Origin of the sequence: Acinetobacter sp. ANC 4216 (assembly GCF_004331195.1) — a bacterium.
Classification (GTDB): Bacteria; Pseudomonadota; Gammaproteobacteria; order Pseudomonadales; family Moraxellaceae; genus Acinetobacter; species Acinetobacter kookii.
The window spans coordinates 1-15,127 of the sequence record NZ_SJOC01000010.1 but is presented as its reverse complement, the minus strand read 5'-3'; the positions used below and the strand labels follow the sequence as shown (position 1 = coordinate 15,127).

The window sequence follows — 15,127 nt, the reverse complement described above, 5'->3', positions numbered from 1 at the left end:
AAGACTTGAGTAACATTTATTTAAATTAAACCTGAACTTATACAAAAAATATATAAAAAATGATTGCCTTTTTTAAAAAATACTTAAAAATATTGAATGTACGTTCCAAATGTAAATTTAGTTATATCTAAATTTTATATATCGGTTAATATACCTTTAAGAGAATCTGGTTTTTAGACTCGGTAATATGTTTCAGTTTATTCAGCAACAAAAAGATTTAGAAAATATTCTGCACCTGATGGGGCAGACATCCATTTATGGATTGGATACCGAATTCATCAAGGTCGATACTTTTTGGCCTAAACTCGGTGTGTTTCAAATTAATGTTGCAGGTCAGGTTTTTTTACTCGATGGCACAAGTCTGGATTTGTCGGCATTCTGGAATAAACTGTTTCATGCCCAGCAGAATATCTTCCATGCCTGCAGTGAAGATATTGATTTAATTTATCATTACTCACAGCAAAAAAGCCTAAGCAATGTTTTTGATACCCAAATTGGCATGTCTTTTTTAGGGCATGGGCTACAGGTGAGCTATCAAAATGCATTAAAGCACATGCTGGATGTAGACATTGATAAAGACCAGACCCGATCTGACTGGTTGGCGCGTCCGTTAAGCTCGGAGCAACTCACCTATGCGGCGAATGATGTACTCTACCTGATGAATTTATCCAATAAAATTCAGCAGGAATTAAGCGATAAATATTTACTGGATTTTGCACTGGAAGATTGTCGTCATCTGACTCATGAAATTGGTCAGGAAACGCCTGTAGAGTTGCTTTATCACGATATTGGCAATTATCGTCATTCACGTCGTCAATTGATGCAGTTACAGCAGCTGGCTGTATGGCGTGAGCAGATGGTCAAAGCCCTGAATTATCCGCGCAGCTTTATCCTGAAAAATTCTACCCTGATTGATCTGGTGGAAAAAAATCCGCGTAATCAGTTCCAGTTGTCCAGCATTAAAGATATCCGTCAAAATATTGTGCGTGAATATGGTAAAACCATTCTGGATTTACTTAAATTCTTGCCTGAACAGGCAGAATGGCCACTGCGTATGGCACGTCCAATTCGTCACTCATCCAAAGAGATTGGTGAAAAAGTCGATAATGTCATTCAGGCTGTGGTGCAGGAAACCACAGTACCTAAAGAAGTATTGATGCGTAAAAAATGGCTGAATGCACTGTATCAGCACGTGGTCTTTCATAATGATGAGCAGGATTTACCTGCTTATCTGCTCGGCTGGCGTTATGATGTACTGACCAAGCCATTGATTGAAGTTCTGCATGCAGATGAAAATTATCTGTCTACCCAAATGAAAGTGATAGATTAATTTTTAGCCATTCTGTTTAAAGAATTAACATTTATATACAATCACGACTGATGCGTTAATAATCATTAATGTATCAGTCTTTTTTTTGCTGTATGCTTTGTCCTGAGTTTTATGAGTACTGTTCCAACTATGCAATGTTCAATTTTTAAATCTAGCAAAAAAGATGAAATGTATCTTTACATCGCCCGTCCAGAAGCCACTGAAAATGAAGCTGAGGCAATCAATCCGCTAGAAGTTTTACCGGAAGCGATGCGCGTTGCATTTGGTCGTGCAACTTTTGTTATGGATTTAGAGTTATCTGAAGGTCGTAAATTGGCACGTGTAAATGTGTTGCATGTGATCGACTCTATTGAAACTAAAGGCTTCTTTATTCAAGTACCTCCAGAAGGGTTAATCAATCCAAATGCTGTTGCACCTGAAGGGCTTCGTGGTGCTTAATGGTTAATCAGGAGTTGTAAGATGAATGGTTTTCTTTCACTACTAGATTCAATTCCTGAAGATAGTATTGCTGTCACGGTTTATCTTGTAGGCAGTCTGATTATTCTATGGGCTTGGTATGCGATTGCAAAACGTTTGCCTAAACCTTTAGGTGGCATGACCTGGCTCATCGGCTTTGCCATTTTACTGACACCCACAGTTTCTGAAGGAAATAATGCTGCTATCGCTCCAGCTATTTTCGGCTTGCTGTTCGGTGTGCTCACCAAAGAAAAGACGCTGATTTGGTCAAATGCCTCTCTGATCTTGTTTGTGCTCGGAGTAGGTTTGGTCATTGGTGCCTTATGGTCAAAATACACTGCCAACAAGGCAAAATTCGAATTAAACAAAAATAGTTCACCGCTTTAAGTAAAACAATAAGGTTAGATCATGTCTGTTGATACCCAACAATTTATCGGTACAGATCAGTACATTGCGACTGATAGTTTAAAACTTGCTGTCAAAGCTGCACGTCGTTTGCAAAAACCGCTTTTGGTTAAAGGTGAGCCGGGGACAGGTAAAACGCTACTTGCCGAACAGGTGGCTGAAAGCCTGGGGCTGAAGCTGCTCACCTGGCACATCAAGTCAACTACGAAAGCACAGCAAGGCTTGTATGAATACGATGCTGTATCGCGTTTGCGTGATAGCCAGTTAGGCGATGATCGTGTTTATGACATTAAAAACTACATCAAGCCAGGAAAATTGTGGGAAGCTTTCACCAGTGAAGAGCGCTGTGTGTTGTTGATTGATGAAATTGACAAGGCAGACATCGAATTTCCGAATGACTTGTTGCATGAACTCGACAAAATGTCGTTTTTTGTTTATGAAACAGGTGAAACCATCACGGCGACACAACGTCCTATCGTGATTATTACTTCAAATAATGAAAAGGAATTGCCGGATGCATTCTTGCGCCGCTGTTTCTTCCATTATATTGAATTCCCTGATGAAGCGACCATGCGCGAGATCATTGATGTGCATTTTCCGCAAGTGTCTGCAGCTTTGGTCAATGAAGCTTTACAGGTCTTCTTCAAGCTTCGCCAGATTCCAGGCTTAAAGAAACCACCATCCACTTCTGAACTGATTGACTGGTTAAGCTTGCTGATGGCTGATGACATGCCGGAAGATATTCTGCGCAATCATGATAAATCTAAAGCGATTCCACCCTTGTACGGTGCGCTGATTAAAAACGAGCAAGATGTACAGCTGCTTGAACGTTTAGCCTTTATGTCACGTCGCTAGGGGAGAAACACGCATGTTTGTGCGATTGTTTTATACCTTACGCAAATACGGTGTGCCGGTATCCACGCGTGAACTGATTGATTTGAATGAAGCCGTGGCTTCAGGGCTGGTGTTTGCCAATCAGGACGAGTTCTATCAACTGGCAAAAACGGTGATGGTCAAAGATGAACGTTTCTTTGACAAGTTTGACCGGGCCATGAAAGATTACTTTGATGGCATTTCCACTTTTGATCTGGATGATTTGCTCAATCAGGTGCATAAACTGCCAAAAGACTGGTTTGACCTGGAACTTCTGGAAAAGCATCTCACGCCTGAGCAGCGGGAAGAACTGAAAAAAGCCGGCTCACTGGAAGAGCTGATGAAGATGCTGGAAGAGCGTCTTCGTGAGCAGCACAAGAAGCATCAAGGCGGTAACAAGATGATTGGTACCGGTGGCACTTCACCCTTTGGGGCGTATGGTGATCATCCTGAAGGTGTGCGTATTGGTGGGCCGGGACGTAAACGTTCTGCGGTTAAGGTTTGGGAACAGCGTAAATACCAAAACCTGGATGATGAACAGATTTTAGGTACACGGCAAATGCAAATGGCACTCCGCCGTTTACGCAAGTTTGCCCGTCAAGGCGCAGCTGAAGAGCTTGATATTAACAGCACGATTCGTGAAACCGCCAAGCAAGGGATTTTAGATGTACAGCTGGTTCCGGAACGTCGCAACCGTATTAAAGTGCTGATGTTGTTCGATGTTGGTGGGTCGATGGACTCGTATATCGCTGAATGTGAAAAACTGTTCAGCGCGGCCAAAACCGAATTTAAAACTTTAGAATATTTTTATTTTCATAACTGTTTGTATGACTATGTCTGGAAAGACAATATCCGCCGTTCTAATACCCGCATGAATACCTGGGATTTATTCAATACTTATGGGCGCGACTATCGGGTAATTGTGGTAGGGGATGCCAGTATGGCACCTTATGAGCTGAACTCAGTGGGTGGTTCTGTTGAATATATGAATGATGAAGCAGGTAATGTCTGGTTACAGCGTTTACGTCAACATTTTGAAAAGACGGCCTGGCTTAATCCAGAACAAGACAGTTATTGGCATTACACCCATACCATTGGTCAGATCAAACAAATCTTTGAAGATCATATGTATCCCATGACCTTAAAGGGCGTGGAAGACATGACAAAATATTTGGCTCGTTAAACGCATTGAAATTAAATGCGTTCTTTTTAAATGAAGGAATTGAAAATGGATCATCAAATTAATGGCATCCCATTACCCAATGAAGAAGGTTTCTTTGGACAATATGGTGGTCAGTTTATTCCGCCTCATTTAAAAGAAGCGATGGATGAAATTAATGTCGCGTATGAGCAAATTCGCCATACTGCAGAATTCCAGAATGAACTAGCCGATTTATTTGCCAATTATGTGGGGCGTCCAAGTCCACTGTTTCATGCCAAGCGTTTGTCTGACCAATTGGGTGGAGCGCAAATTTACCTGAAACGAGAGGATTTAAATCACACCGGTGCACATAAGATTAACCACTGTCTTGGTGAAGCTTTACTTGCCAAATATATGGGCAAAAAGAAAGTAATCGCGGAAACAGGCGCAGGGCAGCATGGGGTGGCATTGGCAACTGCATGTGCTCTAGTGGGTATTCCCTGTGAAATTCACATGGGTCAAGTGGATATTGAAAAAGAACATCCGAATGTGGTCAAAATGAAAATTCTGGGTGCCAACCTGATTTCTGTCACACGCGGCACAGCCACTTTAAAAGATGCCGTAGACAGCGCATTTGAAGAATACTTGAAAGACCCGAAAAGCTTCATTTATGCCATTGGTTCAGTGGTTGGTCCACATCCTTTCCCGAAAATGGTTCGTGACTTTCAGGCGATTATTGGCGATGAAATCAAAGTTCAGACCAATGACCGTTTTGGTTCAAATCCGGATTACATCGTAGCTTGTGTCGGTGGTGGCTCAAATGCCATGGGCGCTTTCACAGCCTTCTTGAATGATGCTGATGTCAAGCTGGTCGGTGTGGAACCTGCGGGCCATGGTTTAGATACCACGATGCACTCGGCAACCTTGACTTTGGGTAAACCAAGCCAGCTTCACGGGATGGCATGTTATGTCCTTGAAGATGAGCAAGGCGAGCCTTTACCGGTACACTCGATTGCTTCGGGTCTGGATTACCCGGGTGTAGGTCCACAGCATAGCCTGCTTAAAGACTTGGGACGTGTGGAATATACCACCGCAACGGATCAGGAATGTCTGGATGCCTTTATGACACTTTCACGGGTAGAGGGGATTGTCCCTGCACTGGAAAGTTCACATGCAGTCGCCTGGGCTTTACGTGAAGCACCCAAAATGGCGAAAGATGTGAAAATTGTCGTGAACGTTTCGGGTCGTGGCGATAAAGACTCGGATTATGTGGCAGAGAAATTAGGCTTGAACTAAAGATATGTCCCTATTTTTTAAGATAAGGGTTAATTACTGGCTGGAAAAATTAAAAAACCTCTCATATCGAGAGGTTTTTTTATGTATTTTCAGTCTTAACTGGCAATATATTGTTGTAACTGATCAATGAGTTTGCGTTGGTCATCCATCACGGCTTTAACCAAATCACCAATAGAGATCAAACCCACCAGTTTTTCATTTTCAACCACAGGAAGATGACGTAAATGGCGATCTGTCATTAAATCCAAACAGTCTTCAACACTGGTGGATTTCGTCACGGTCAATACTTTGGCAGTCATGATTTCGCTGACTGTGGTTTCTTTAGAGGTTCGCTCCATCAGCATGACTTTACGGGTGTAATCACGTTCAGAAAATATACCCACAACTTTTTCATCTTGCGTGACCACGAGCGCACCAATGCCTTTATCCGCCATAAGTGTAATTGCTTCAAGTACCGTTGATTCTGGACGAATCGTAAAAATCGTTTTCTCAATTTTGTCGTGAATGACTTGTGCAACGTTGGTCATTTATTATCATCCTTTTTGTTCTTTATTTGACATTAAACTTAGCGCGAAAAAAGAAAAATGCAAATACTTTTCAGGTCATTAATAAAAATTTACATTTTTCAATATTTCATTTTTAACTCTGTGAACAACCACTTTAAGCGGGTTGTAAAGATTCGGCAAAAAAGAAATGCCGCATCTGTTGTGTGGTCAATTTAAATTTTTGACTAGATGAATTGCAAAGTGCGGGGGTTACACTTAAACGGGTTAATGTGGGCAGTAACGATTCCTGAAAATCTGCTGAGGTAATTTTACGCGGCGTATAATTTGGCCAATGGCGTTCGGCATATTTTTGTGCCTGCATACCGTTTAACCAGAATGGGAAAATAAAATCTTCATGGTCGGACATCATGGCCCAACCCTGCTGATGATATAAACCCCAAAGTACACCACAGTACATCATAGATTTTAAAATCGTGATCTTAAAAAATAAATCTTTAGGAATAGGCTGTAATGAATTAATTTGATTCATACCAGAATACATGTAGTGAATTCAGCAGTTATTGTAAGGATGCAAGATGAAAGTTCAGTGTAAGCTTTGAGAAATAATGTAAATGAATATGTATTTAAAAGAGCAGGCATTAAAAAACGCCACCTTGGTGACGTTTGATTAAGCTTGCATGGTGGCTAGCTTCTGCCAGTATTGGGCTTTGAGTGAGTCGCGTTCTACGCGGAAACCTTGATAGTAAAGTTCTGCTAAAAACAAGGCTGCTTTACCATGTCCGGCACGAGCGACTTCTTCCAGTTTTTGAACCGCATCTGCAAAATTCATTTGGGACTGAATTGTATTCACTGCATCTGCATATGCATGTTCTAGGTCTTGATGAGAGATTTGTTGAATCATATTAAACTCCTTATTGTAATTATGATTGCTAGATAGACTATTAAGTTTGTCTTGATACTAATTTAACTAGGCTTTGTTAAAGTAATATTACATCGAACCTAAATTGTCAAACAATATCTATGGGCTGTATTGTTAAAATCAAGGTTACATGATTAAACAATGTACAAAATGATTTTTGCTTAGTATGTTAATAGAGGAAATTGACATATAAGGAGAATAACATGACAAAAACATTAGATGGTTTTACGTTTGATTTGCCTCCCACTACAGACCAAATCATTGAACTTGCACATCAGCACCGTAAAAATTTAGACGAAGCTATTTTTCATCAAGAAATTCACCTGGGTAATTATTGCCTAGCCCAGCGTAAGAGAGTATATGATTTTACTCGCCAGCTGGATATACAGCAACGTGAGGATTTTTATAATGTCTATAATGGTGAGTTACTGCGCATAGCGGACGATGATGAGCTGCATCCCGTGCATGCTGAAAGAGGAGTGGGAGCTTTCGCAATTCTATTGGTATTGGGAATTATCGCATTTGTGCTTTACTTTGCAGTAATCCGGAATGTCATTGTCTAATCGCCGATTTTGATTTGCTCAATTTCTGTTACAAATACATTGAAATTGAGCAAATCTGCTTGTGCTTCTTTATGCTGCATCCTACACTACCTTGAATTCGAGGTAGGTTATGCATATTGCTTTACAAAAAATTGTTCACTTAAAATCTAAAATAAAGCTGGAAGATATTTATAACGGATTTGTCGTTACCATCATTGCCATTATCTTGATTCTTGCTTTCATTGCGCTGCACCGACCCATTACGGTCAAACAATTTGAAAATGTCGTACAGCTTTCAGCTCAAGCCAATTATCCAGCGACCCAGGAAATGGCTTTGCTGCTGATGCAGCAACCTCAGATTCCTTATGCCCAATATTTTAAATTGATGCAGGCGCATCATCTGGAGATGACCCAGGCTTATCAATTGCCTCCTTTACAAGCGGAGCAATAATTGTTTTGGGAGCTGGTTTGGTCGAAGGTGTGTTTGCGGGAGCGGGTGGATTTAAATCTTGTTTTAATACTGCTTCCAACGCGGGTTTGTCTAATTTGTCATTGACTACAATGATCGTAAGACGTTCAGGGTGCAAATGTCTTTGAAGAGCATCCTGAACATCCTGTACAGTAATTTTTTCTAATAATTTTGGATAACTGCTTAAATAATCAGCAGGTTGATTATAAAATCCTATAGAGCCCAACTGTGCATTGATATTGGCATTGCTACTATAGTTGTTTGGAAAAGCGCGTAACATACCGGCCTTGGTTTCTTCCAGCTGTTTCTGGTTAATGGGCTGGCTGACAAAATTAACCAAGGCCTGATGAGCAACCTGTATGCTGTCGAGCAACTGGTCTTGTCGGGTGGAATAACTAAAACTAAAAGTTCCGGGAGCCTGACTAAATGAAAATGAACTATAAGCTCCATAGGTAAAACCGCGCTTAACCCGTAGTTCTTTCATTAAGATAGAATTAAAACCACTTCCCCCAAACATCTGGTTGGCCACTTCCAAAGCGAGTCGATCCGGATCAAAGCGTGTAGGACCCAATTGTCCCATCATGACATGCGCCTGACTGGAGTTAAACTTGATGTGGCGAATATCAAAACCTGATTTATCGACGGGTTGAGCCAAGGGTTGGGCTTTTTTTCCCTGTTTTAGGTTGCCCGCGATACGTTCAGAAAGTTGCTGCGCCTGTTTGGGACTGAGTTGACCGGTAATGGCAATGTTCAGGTTCTGTGCCACCAAAAATTGTTCACTAAATTGCTGCAATTGTGCCGGTGTGATTTTGCTAATACTGTGCTGAGTCCCGGGAATGGGTTCGGCATAGGCATGTTTTCCATATAAAGCACGGTAAAACAGGATATTCATCATGCGGCCAGGACTTTCCTGGATCTGTTTCTGGCCGACTTGAGTATTATTTAATACCAGATCGATACTGGATTTTTTAAAGGTTGAATGGTTTAGCACTTCTAGCAGCATGCCTAAAGCAGGTTCAAGTTTATTGGGGTCAGACAATACCCGTAATTTAACGATAAACATGTCCCGATAAGCACCGGCACTAAATTGAGCGCCTACACGTTCAAAAGTACTGGCAATTTCATTGGCCGTATATTTTTCTGTTCCTTCATCAATTAATTTTGCTGCCATATTAGCAATACCAAATAAACCAGGCGCGATTTCTTCATCCCGGGCCGAGCCTGCATTAAAGGTCAGCTGAATATCAACCATGGGTAAATTCTGTGATTCGACAAATAGCGTACGAATTTGATATCTGTTTTTTAGCTCATGCACATAGGGGGCGTGGAATTGATTTTGTGGATGGGAGATTTGCAAGCTTTGTAACAGGGGGATAGATTTGAGCTGTGCCGGGTTGTCATCATGTAGGTTATTTAAGTCAATGTCCGCCAATGCGGCTTGAGTCCAGAGCATAGAACCAAAAATAAAAAAAGAATGCAGCTTGAACATAACAAATTCCACTATGGGGCTTTATTTTCAGGGAAAAGGTATAAGGTGCTCAGATTGTCACGACTAAAATAAGCATTCGCCACGCGTTGTATATCTTGCGGGGTGACAGTTTCAAAATGTTTGGGCAGTTCGTCCATCAAGCGAAAACTTAAGCTGTTAATTTCTAGATTGCCGATCATCTGGGCTTGTCCGGCAATGTCATCCTGACTATAGACTAAATTGGAGACATATTTAGCCGTCACCCGCTCGACTTCTTCGGGTTGAATCAATTCGGTTTTGAGAAGCTCGATTTCGGTCTGAATGGCCTGTTCAGCTTCCGATAAACTCTTCCCATCAACGGGCAGGGCAGAAATGCTCAATAAGCTGTCACCACGGCTATAAGGATCATAAGATACACTCACTGCGGTCAATATTTTCTTGTCCCGAACCAGGCGATCTTGCAGCCGTGAAGAAATTCCACTGTCCAGTATGTTCCTGATAATTGTTAAGGCATAAGCATCTTGCGGATTTTTGGCTGTGACCAGTGAGCGCACGTTCCATGCCATAAACAGGTTGGGTACTTTCACAGGAAAATTCAGTTCCATATGGCGATAGCCAATACGGTCAAATTCTAATACGTCATTGCGTGGCGGGGTTTTTCTGGCAGGAATATCGGCAAAATACTTTTGTACTTGCAATACGGTCTGTTCAGCATCGACATCACCGACAATCACCAGAAGGGCATTATTGGGACTATACCAGTCGCGATACCATTTTTTGACATCTTCAAGCTGAAGGTTTTGCAGATTTTTCATGTGGCCGATCACCGGTTGGCGATAATGGCTGGTTGGATAGGTGATCCATTTGAATCGTTCGAAAGCCAGGGATCTGGGATTGTCATCTGTGCGTAAGCGCCGTTCTTCCATCACCACCTTAATTTCAGGATCAAAATCCTGCTGGTGTAACAGCAGGTTGCTCATCCGGTCTGCTTCAAGTTCTAAAGCCATGGGCAAATAGGTTTTAGGGTAGAGCTGATAATAATTGGTGTAATTGGTAAAAGTTGAAGCATTGATGCGTCCACCATACATACGGCTTAAGCGGGTAAATTCATCATCGGGAACTTTTTGCGTACCTTTAAACATCATATGTTCCAGTACATGCGAAATGCCTAATAAGTTCCCCGATTCATCACTGCTGCCCACCCGGTACCAGATTTGCGTCATGACCATAGGAGAACGGTGATCTTCCCGAATAATCACTTTTAGACCGTTTTTGAGCGTAGTTTCAAAGGTCGTACGTGCCAATTTGCTGCGAGTGTCTGCATGTACCCAGCCACTTTGAAGCATCAATAAAGCCAATGTGAGCGTTAAAACTGGATTTTTAAAAAAAGACGGCTTTAAAAAAAGTGGGTAGCTGCTTTCGAGCACAAGATTTACCCCCAGTCATAAATTATATTTATGATCATTTTTCAGAAACTGCTGCTTGAAAGCAAAGGTTAAGTTGTTGGTTTTTGGTGTGTTCAGTGTCTATTGGAAAACGCAGGACAAAACTATGCTAGAATCCTTGTTTTTTAACGCTATGCTTTTCAAGGATTCGGCATGCAACAGCAATCTAATGGGCAAAATAAATTTTTGATTGATGCTGATATCGGGGATGACGATGTCACTTTACCGAATTTACCCGCGGTAAATATCCCTATTGTTGAAACTCAAAATAAACAAGCTACTGTTTCTGCGCCTGTAGCCACAGAAACCGAGCAAACAGAAATAGAGCAGGACCATACGCCTAAAGGTGGCTTTTTTAGCCGCATGAAAGAAGGCTTGACCAAAACCCGTAAAAACCTTGCCGACGGTATGGTCAACATTCTCATTGGTGGTAAAGAAATCGATGATGAATTGCTGGAAGAGGTGGAAGAGCAATTACTGGTTGCAGATATTGGTGTCGATGCAACAAAAACCATTATTGCTAACTTAACAGAGCGTACTGCGCGTGGTGATCTGATTTATTCACATTCGCTGTACAAAGCGTTGCAAGAAGAATTGGTGGCATTGCTGGCTCCGCGTGTTAAGCCTTTACATATTGATCCAAATAAAAAACCATTTGTGATTTTGGTGGTAGGGGTTAATGGCGTGGGTAAAACCACTACGATTGGTAAGTTGGCAAAACGTTTGCAAGGCGAAGGCAAAAAAGTCATGCTGGCTGCGGGCGATACCTTCCGTGCTGCAGCAACAGAACAATTACAAATTTGGGGCGAACGCAACAATATTTCAGTGGTTGCACAGGGTCATGGTGCAGACAGTGCATCCGTCATTTTTGATGCCTTTGAAAGTGCACGTGCCAAAGGCGTGGATGTGCTGATTGCTGATACTGCGGGTCGTTTGCATAACAAAGGTCACTTAATGCAAGAGTTGACCAAAGTAAAACGCGTGATGCAAAAAATTGATGCCACAGCACCGCATGAAATTATGCTGGTGGTAGATGCGGGTACTGGTCAAAATGCAATTAATCAGGTTGAAATGTTTGATGAAGCTGTAGGCTTGACAGGACTCACCATTACCAAGCTGGATGGAACTGCTAAAGGGGGGGTGTTATTTAATATCGCCAGTCGTACCCATGTACCTATTCGCTTTATTGGTGTGGGCGAGAAAATTGATGATCTACGTCCATTTTCGGCAAAATCATTTGTTGCAGCATTATTTGAAACTGAAAAGTAAAATGCGTGATATTTCACACAAACTCCGCTAAATGCGGAGTTTGTTGTTTTAGTGAGAATTGTTTGATTTAAAAACCAACATTCAAGAATCCCGTATCTAAAGAACCTCCTTATAAAACCGCTAGAATATGAAAAAATCTTAAAAGCTTTAGCATTCTTATTGGGGAGTACTGTTGTGGCATTATTAGAGAAAATTGGTCATGTCCTTACGGCAGATATTACGAAAGAACTAAAATTTAAAAAAAGAGCTGCTGAAGAGGTAAATGAATTAACATTTGTCGATCAATTGAAAAAACGTCGCAGCATTTATGTTCTCGGCAAAAAGGTTCCTTTTAGTCAAGCCTATTTGGCAGAATTGATTCAAGAAGCTGTGCGAAGCTGTCCCTCCGCATTAAATTCTCAGAGCTCAAGAATTGTGGTGTTATTTGGGGATTCCCATCAGCAATTTTGGGAAATTGTCAAAGAGGTGCAACGTAAATTAGTTGCTGTACATGTATTTGCCGGTGCAGCAATGAAAATTGATCAATGCGTGGCAGGGTATGGAACGGTACTGTTCTATGAAGATCAGAACATTATTCAAAAATTGCAAAAGAAAATTCCTTTTAATGCGGACGATTTTCCCGTTTGGTCAGAACAGACGTCGGGTATGGCGCAATATGCAGTGTGGACGGCCTTGGCGGATTCAGGTATTGGTGCCTGTTTGCAGCATTATAATCCGAGTATAGATAAGGCAGTTTCGGAACATTTTCATATTGATGAATCCTGGTTGTTACGGGCACAACTGGTATTCGGTTCCATTGAACAAGAAGCAGACATCAAACAGGAATCTCAGACCGCTGAACGGTTTAGAATTTTGAATTAATCAGATCATCGTATCAATGAAGCACCTTTGAGGGGTGCTTTTTTATTTTATATCTATTGAAAATCAGCTATCAAACTGTTCTATAAATAAAACACAATGTCACTTTTATAATCATGTAATGCTCCTAAAATGAAAGTAAGATCAATTTATTCCAATCATGCTTAATAAAATTTAAAAAAGGTGAAATCATGTCATTTTTAGCCCATATGAAACAGCGCCGTACTATTTATGCAATTGGTCAAAACGTTCCAATCACAGCTGATCAAATAGAAGAGGTCATTAAAGAGGCGGTGCGAAATAGTCCCTCTGCTTTCAATTCACAAACTTCACGTGTCGTGACTTTATATGGTGATTCACATGCGAAATTCTGGAATATTGTACGTGAAACATTACGTAAACTTGTGCCAGAAGAAGCATTTGAAAATACCAATGCAAAGATTAACGGTTTTGCAGCAGGTTATGGCACGGTATTGTTTTATGAAGATCAAGACGTGGTAAAATCGCTACAAGAACAATTTCCCTTATATGCTGAGCATTTTCCAGCATGGTCAGAGCATTCTACCGGCATTGCACAATTTGCAGTATGGTCATCATTGGCAGAGCAGCATATCGGTGCCTCATTGCAGCATTACAATCCTGTGATTGATGATGAAGTGGCTGCCACATTCGATATTCCTAAAAACTGGAAATTACGTGCCGAACTGGTGTTTGGTTCAATTGAAGCCCCGGCGGGAGAAAAAACATTTCTTGATGATAGTATTCGTTTCAAAAGATTTGACTGATGAATGTCTCATTTAATTGAGGTTAAGAGAGTGCTGAAACGGCACTCTTTTTATTGATAAAGCGAATGATAGATAAATCAATTAAGCTGCAAAGCTTATCTCAATAAAGTCTTGAAAATACAGCTGTATTAAAAATAGCTTTGTCATAAAATTGTCATTTGTTAATTGCATAGTACAATTTATTTTTAATATTCAAAGAAGAGATGGTGGAATGAGTCTAAAATTAACTTTTGCTGCAGCTGCATTGATGGTAAATGGTGCTGCATTTTCAGCAGTCACGATTTCAGCACCAGAAGAAATTAAAATTCTAGCGGTGAATGATCAGGAAGTTAATACGGGATTATTCCGTGCCAAGAACAATCAATACAAAGTGGATGCAGGTACTAGCAATATTAGTGTGCGTTACACTCAGTATTTTGAGCATTTGAATGGTGAACACGATATTGTAAAATCATCTGTAGTAACTATACGCACGCCCATTTTACAAGATGGTGGAGAATATCGACTGGATCTGGTCAATGCACCGGAAAATTTTGAAGCTGCCAAAAAATATGCTGAACAACCTATAGTGGCATTGTTTGATAAAAATAATCAGATGCTAGTACAGCAGGTAGGTGCAAACACAGAGCCAAAACCATGGTTGGCACAAGGCATATTCTCAAAAACTACCGATTTGACTCAAAAGAAAACAGCTTTGCAAAATCAGCCAGCACCTGTATATACACCAGCAGCAGTGCAATCAAAAGTGGTGGCAGTTCCTTCTAGTGAGTCACCTTCAGGAGTAACTGCTGATCAGCAACTGATTCAATTATGGCAAAAAGCAAATAAGGCAGAACGTCAGAAGTTTATGTCATGGCTGGCAGAGCAGGCTAATTAATAAATTCAAATAAAACCAGCATAAAGCTGGTTTTATTGTCTTAAGGCAAAATAATCAAAATTAAAATGAGAAAAATGATCTAAAAAATGAATGTTGCAATGTGTAAAAAACACGCAAAACAGTCTTGAAACATGTTAAAAATAACTTCTTGGGTTAAAAAACAAACACTCGAATGCAAAATTATAGAAAATTCTATAATGGGGGTTGCGTTGGTTTAAAAACTCTATAGAATACGCTGCATCCCGACGAGACACACGAAACGAAGCGTTGTGTTGAGCGTTAAACTTAAAACTGACGAGGTTTTAAGTAAGATCATTAAGAGATTATGAAGAACAACTTGTGTGGATTTTTACTGGTTGATTGATCGAAATTATTTTCATTGATTGATGGTAGAAATTACTCGAAGTTTATTTGAGAAATATTTGTCAGAAAATTGATGAGCCAAGATTTGTAGCCATAAGCTACTAATGATTTTAAACTGAAGAGTT

The 15,127-nt window shown here is 40.7% G+C and carries 17 protein-coding genes; 12 read left to right on the top strand and 5 right to left on the bottom strand.

What is annotated here, in order from left to right; genetic code table 11:
* Positions 1-187: 187 nt before the first annotated feature.
* The 6 genes from E0H88_RS09330 (at position 188) to trpB (ending at position 5,501) form a co-directional block, all read left to right on the top strand.
* Positions 188-1,330 (top strand): ribonuclease D, encoded by a 1,143-nt coding sequence (locus tag E0H88_RS09330; protein WP_131273963.1) that lies wholly within the window; start codon positions 188-190, stop codon positions 1,328-1,330.
* A 129-nt stretch (positions 1,331-1,459) separates the two neighbouring features.
* Entirely contained in the window at positions 1,460-1,768 is a 309-nt protein-coding gene (locus tag E0H88_RS09325; protein ID WP_131274068.1) for a YcgL domain-containing protein, read from the top strand.
* 21 nt (positions 1,769-1,789) lie between these two features.
* Positions 1,790-2,173, top strand: a complete 384-nt coding sequence (locus E0H88_RS09320) for a hypothetical protein (protein ID WP_086174209.1) — start codon at positions 1,790-1,792, stop codon at positions 2,171-2,173.
* A 21-nt stretch (positions 2,174-2,194) separates the two neighbouring features.
* Positions 2,195-3,046 carry an AAA family ATPase gene (locus E0H88_RS09315; RefSeq protein WP_131273962.1) on the top strand — a complete coding sequence of 284 codons (852 nt, stop codon included), beginning with the start codon at positions 2,195-2,197 and terminating at the stop codon, positions 3,044-3,046.
* Positions 3,047-3,059: 13 nt separating this feature from the next.
* The gene (locus tag E0H88_RS09310; RefSeq protein ID WP_131273961.1) at positions 3,060-4,247 is read left to right on the top strand and encodes a vWA domain-containing protein; all 1,188 of its coding nucleotides are present in this window, start codon (positions 3,060-3,062) and stop codon (positions 4,245-4,247) included.
* 45 nt (positions 4,248-4,292) lie between these two features.
* Entirely contained in the window at positions 4,293-5,501 is a 1,209-nt protein-coding gene (gene trpB / locus E0H88_RS09305; protein WP_131273960.1) for a tryptophan synthase subunit beta, read from the top strand.
* Positions 5,502-5,596: 95 nt separating this feature from the next.
* On the opposite strand, the gene E0H88_RS09300 is transcribed toward trpB, so the two are convergent.
* From E0H88_RS09300 to E0H88_RS09290, 3 genes are all read right to left on the bottom strand, one after another.
* A complete protein-coding gene (locus tag E0H88_RS09300; RefSeq protein ID WP_092819488.1) occupies positions 5,597-6,028 on the bottom strand; it encodes a CBS domain-containing protein in 432 nt (143 codons plus the stop codon).
* A gap of 133 nt (positions 6,029-6,161) precedes the next feature.
* Positions 6,162-6,536, bottom strand: coding sequence for a DUF2750 domain-containing protein (locus E0H88_RS09295; RefSeq protein ID WP_092819511.1), 375 nt, complete (start codon positions 6,534-6,536; stop codon positions 6,162-6,164).
* Between the two features lie 138 nt (positions 6,537-6,674).
* Positions 6,675-6,908: an SEL1-like repeat protein gene (locus tag E0H88_RS09290; protein WP_086196293.1), complete on the bottom strand. Its 234-nt coding sequence runs from the start codon at positions 6,906-6,908 to the stop codon at positions 6,675-6,677.
* 221 nt (positions 6,909-7,129) lie between these two features.
* Between E0H88_RS09290 and E0H88_RS09285 the strand changes: the two genes are divergently transcribed.
* Together E0H88_RS09285 and E0H88_RS09280 are read left to right on the top strand one after the other, a co-directional pair.
* A complete protein-coding gene (locus tag E0H88_RS09285; RefSeq protein WP_092819489.1) occupies positions 7,130-7,489 on the top strand; it encodes a hypothetical protein in 360 nt (119 codons plus the stop codon).
* Positions 7,490-7,598: 109 nt separating this feature from the next.
* Positions 7,599-7,919 carry a hypothetical protein gene (locus E0H88_RS09280; RefSeq protein WP_131273959.1) on the top strand — a complete coding sequence of 107 codons (321 nt, stop codon included), beginning with the start codon at positions 7,599-7,601 and terminating at the stop codon, positions 7,917-7,919.
* Here E0H88_RS09280 and E0H88_RS09275 read toward each other — a convergent pair.
* Entirely contained in the window at positions 7,846-9,426 is a 1,581-nt protein-coding gene (locus E0H88_RS09275) for a M16 family metallopeptidase (RefSeq protein ID WP_131273958.1), read from the bottom strand. The two genes, E0H88_RS09280 and E0H88_RS09275, sit on opposite strands and share 74 nt — an antisense overlap.
* Before the next feature lie 11 nt (positions 9,427-9,437).
* Complete coding sequence (locus E0H88_RS09270; protein ID WP_131273957.1) at positions 9,438-10,751, bottom strand: M16 family metallopeptidase; 1,314 nt, start codon at positions 10,749-10,751, stop codon at positions 9,438-9,440.
* A gap of 252 nt (positions 10,752-11,003) precedes the next feature.
* Between E0H88_RS09270 and ftsY the strand changes: the two genes are divergently transcribed.
* The 4 genes from ftsY to E0H88_RS09250 all read left to right on the top strand — a co-directional run bounded on the left by ftsY (position 11,004) and on the right by E0H88_RS09250 (position 14,639).
* Complete coding sequence (gene ftsY, locus E0H88_RS09265; RefSeq protein WP_131273956.1) at positions 11,004-12,119, top strand: signal recognition particle-docking protein FtsY; 1,116 nt, start codon at positions 11,004-11,006, stop codon at positions 12,117-12,119.
* Between the two features lie 174 nt (positions 12,120-12,293).
* Complete coding sequence (locus tag E0H88_RS09260) at positions 12,294-12,980, top strand: nitroreductase family protein (protein WP_092819493.1); 687 nt, start codon at positions 12,294-12,296, stop codon at positions 12,978-12,980.
* A 188-nt stretch (positions 12,981-13,168) separates the two neighbouring features.
* Positions 13,169-13,762 (top strand): nitroreductase family protein, encoded by a 594-nt coding sequence (locus tag E0H88_RS09255; protein ID WP_131273955.1) that lies wholly within the window; start codon positions 13,169-13,171, stop codon positions 13,760-13,762.
* 211 nt (positions 13,763-13,973) lie between these two features.
* Positions 13,974-14,639 carry a DUF2057 domain-containing protein gene (locus tag E0H88_RS09250; RefSeq protein ID WP_131274067.1) on the top strand — a complete coding sequence of 222 codons (666 nt, stop codon included), beginning with the start codon at positions 13,974-13,976 and terminating at the stop codon, positions 14,637-14,639.
* The last annotated feature ends 488 nt before the right edge of the window (positions 14,640-15,127 follow it).

Bases quoted from the DNA above. Each gene is read 5' to 3' on its own strand.
- E0H88_RS09325 (WP_131274068.1), top strand. From the start codon at position 1,460: ATGCAATGTTCAATTTTTAAATCTAGCAAAAAAGATGAAATGTATCTT.
- E0H88_RS09250 (WP_131274067.1), top strand. From the start codon at position 13,974: ATGAGTCTAAAATTAACTTTTGCTGCAGCTGCATTGATGGTAAATGGT.
- E0H88_RS09285 (WP_092819489.1), top strand. From the start codon at position 7,130: ATGACAAAAACATTAGATGGTTTTACGTTTGATTTGCCTCCCACTACA.
- E0H88_RS09290 (WP_086196293.1), bottom strand. From the start codon at position 6,908: ATGATTCAACAAATCTCTCATCAAGACCTAGAACATGCATATGCAGAT.
- E0H88_RS09255 (WP_131273955.1), top strand. From the start codon at position 13,169: ATGTCATTTTTAGCCCATATGAAACAGCGCCGTACTATTTATGCAATT.
- E0H88_RS09310 (WP_131273961.1), top strand. From the start codon at position 3,060: ATGTTTGTGCGATTGTTTTATACCTTACGCAAATACGGTGTGCCGGTA.
- E0H88_RS09315 (WP_131273962.1), top strand. From the start codon at position 2,195: ATGTCTGTTGATACCCAACAATTTATCGGTACAGATCAGTACATTGCG.
- trpB (WP_131273960.1), top strand. From the start codon at position 4,293: ATGGATCATCAAATTAATGGCATCCCATTACCCAATGAAGAAGGTTTC.
- E0H88_RS09300 (WP_092819488.1), bottom strand. From the start codon at position 6,028: ATGACCAACGTTGCACAAGTCATTCACGACAAAATTGAGAAAACGATT.
- E0H88_RS09270 (WP_131273957.1), bottom strand. From the start codon at position 10,751: ATGCTTCAAAGTGGCTGGGTACATGCAGACACTCGCAGCAAATTGGCA.
- E0H88_RS09275 (WP_131273958.1), bottom strand. From the start codon at position 9,426: ATGTTCAAGCTGCATTCTTTTTTTATTTTTGGTTCTATGCTCTGGACT.
- E0H88_RS09330 (WP_131273963.1), top strand. From the start codon at position 188: ATGTTTCAGTTTATTCAGCAACAAAAAGATTTAGAAAATATTCTGCAC.
- ftsY (WP_131273956.1), top strand. From the start codon at position 11,004: ATGCAACAGCAATCTAATGGGCAAAATAAATTTTTGATTGATGCTGAT.
- E0H88_RS09295 (WP_092819511.1), bottom strand. From the start codon at position 6,536: ATGAATCAAATTAATTCATTACAGCCTATTCCTAAAGATTTATTTTTT.
- E0H88_RS09320 (WP_086174209.1), top strand. From the start codon at position 1,790: ATGAATGGTTTTCTTTCACTACTAGATTCAATTCCTGAAGATAGTATT.
- E0H88_RS09280 (WP_131273959.1), top strand. From the start codon at position 7,599: ATGCATATTGCTTTACAAAAAATTGTTCACTTAAAATCTAAAATAAAG.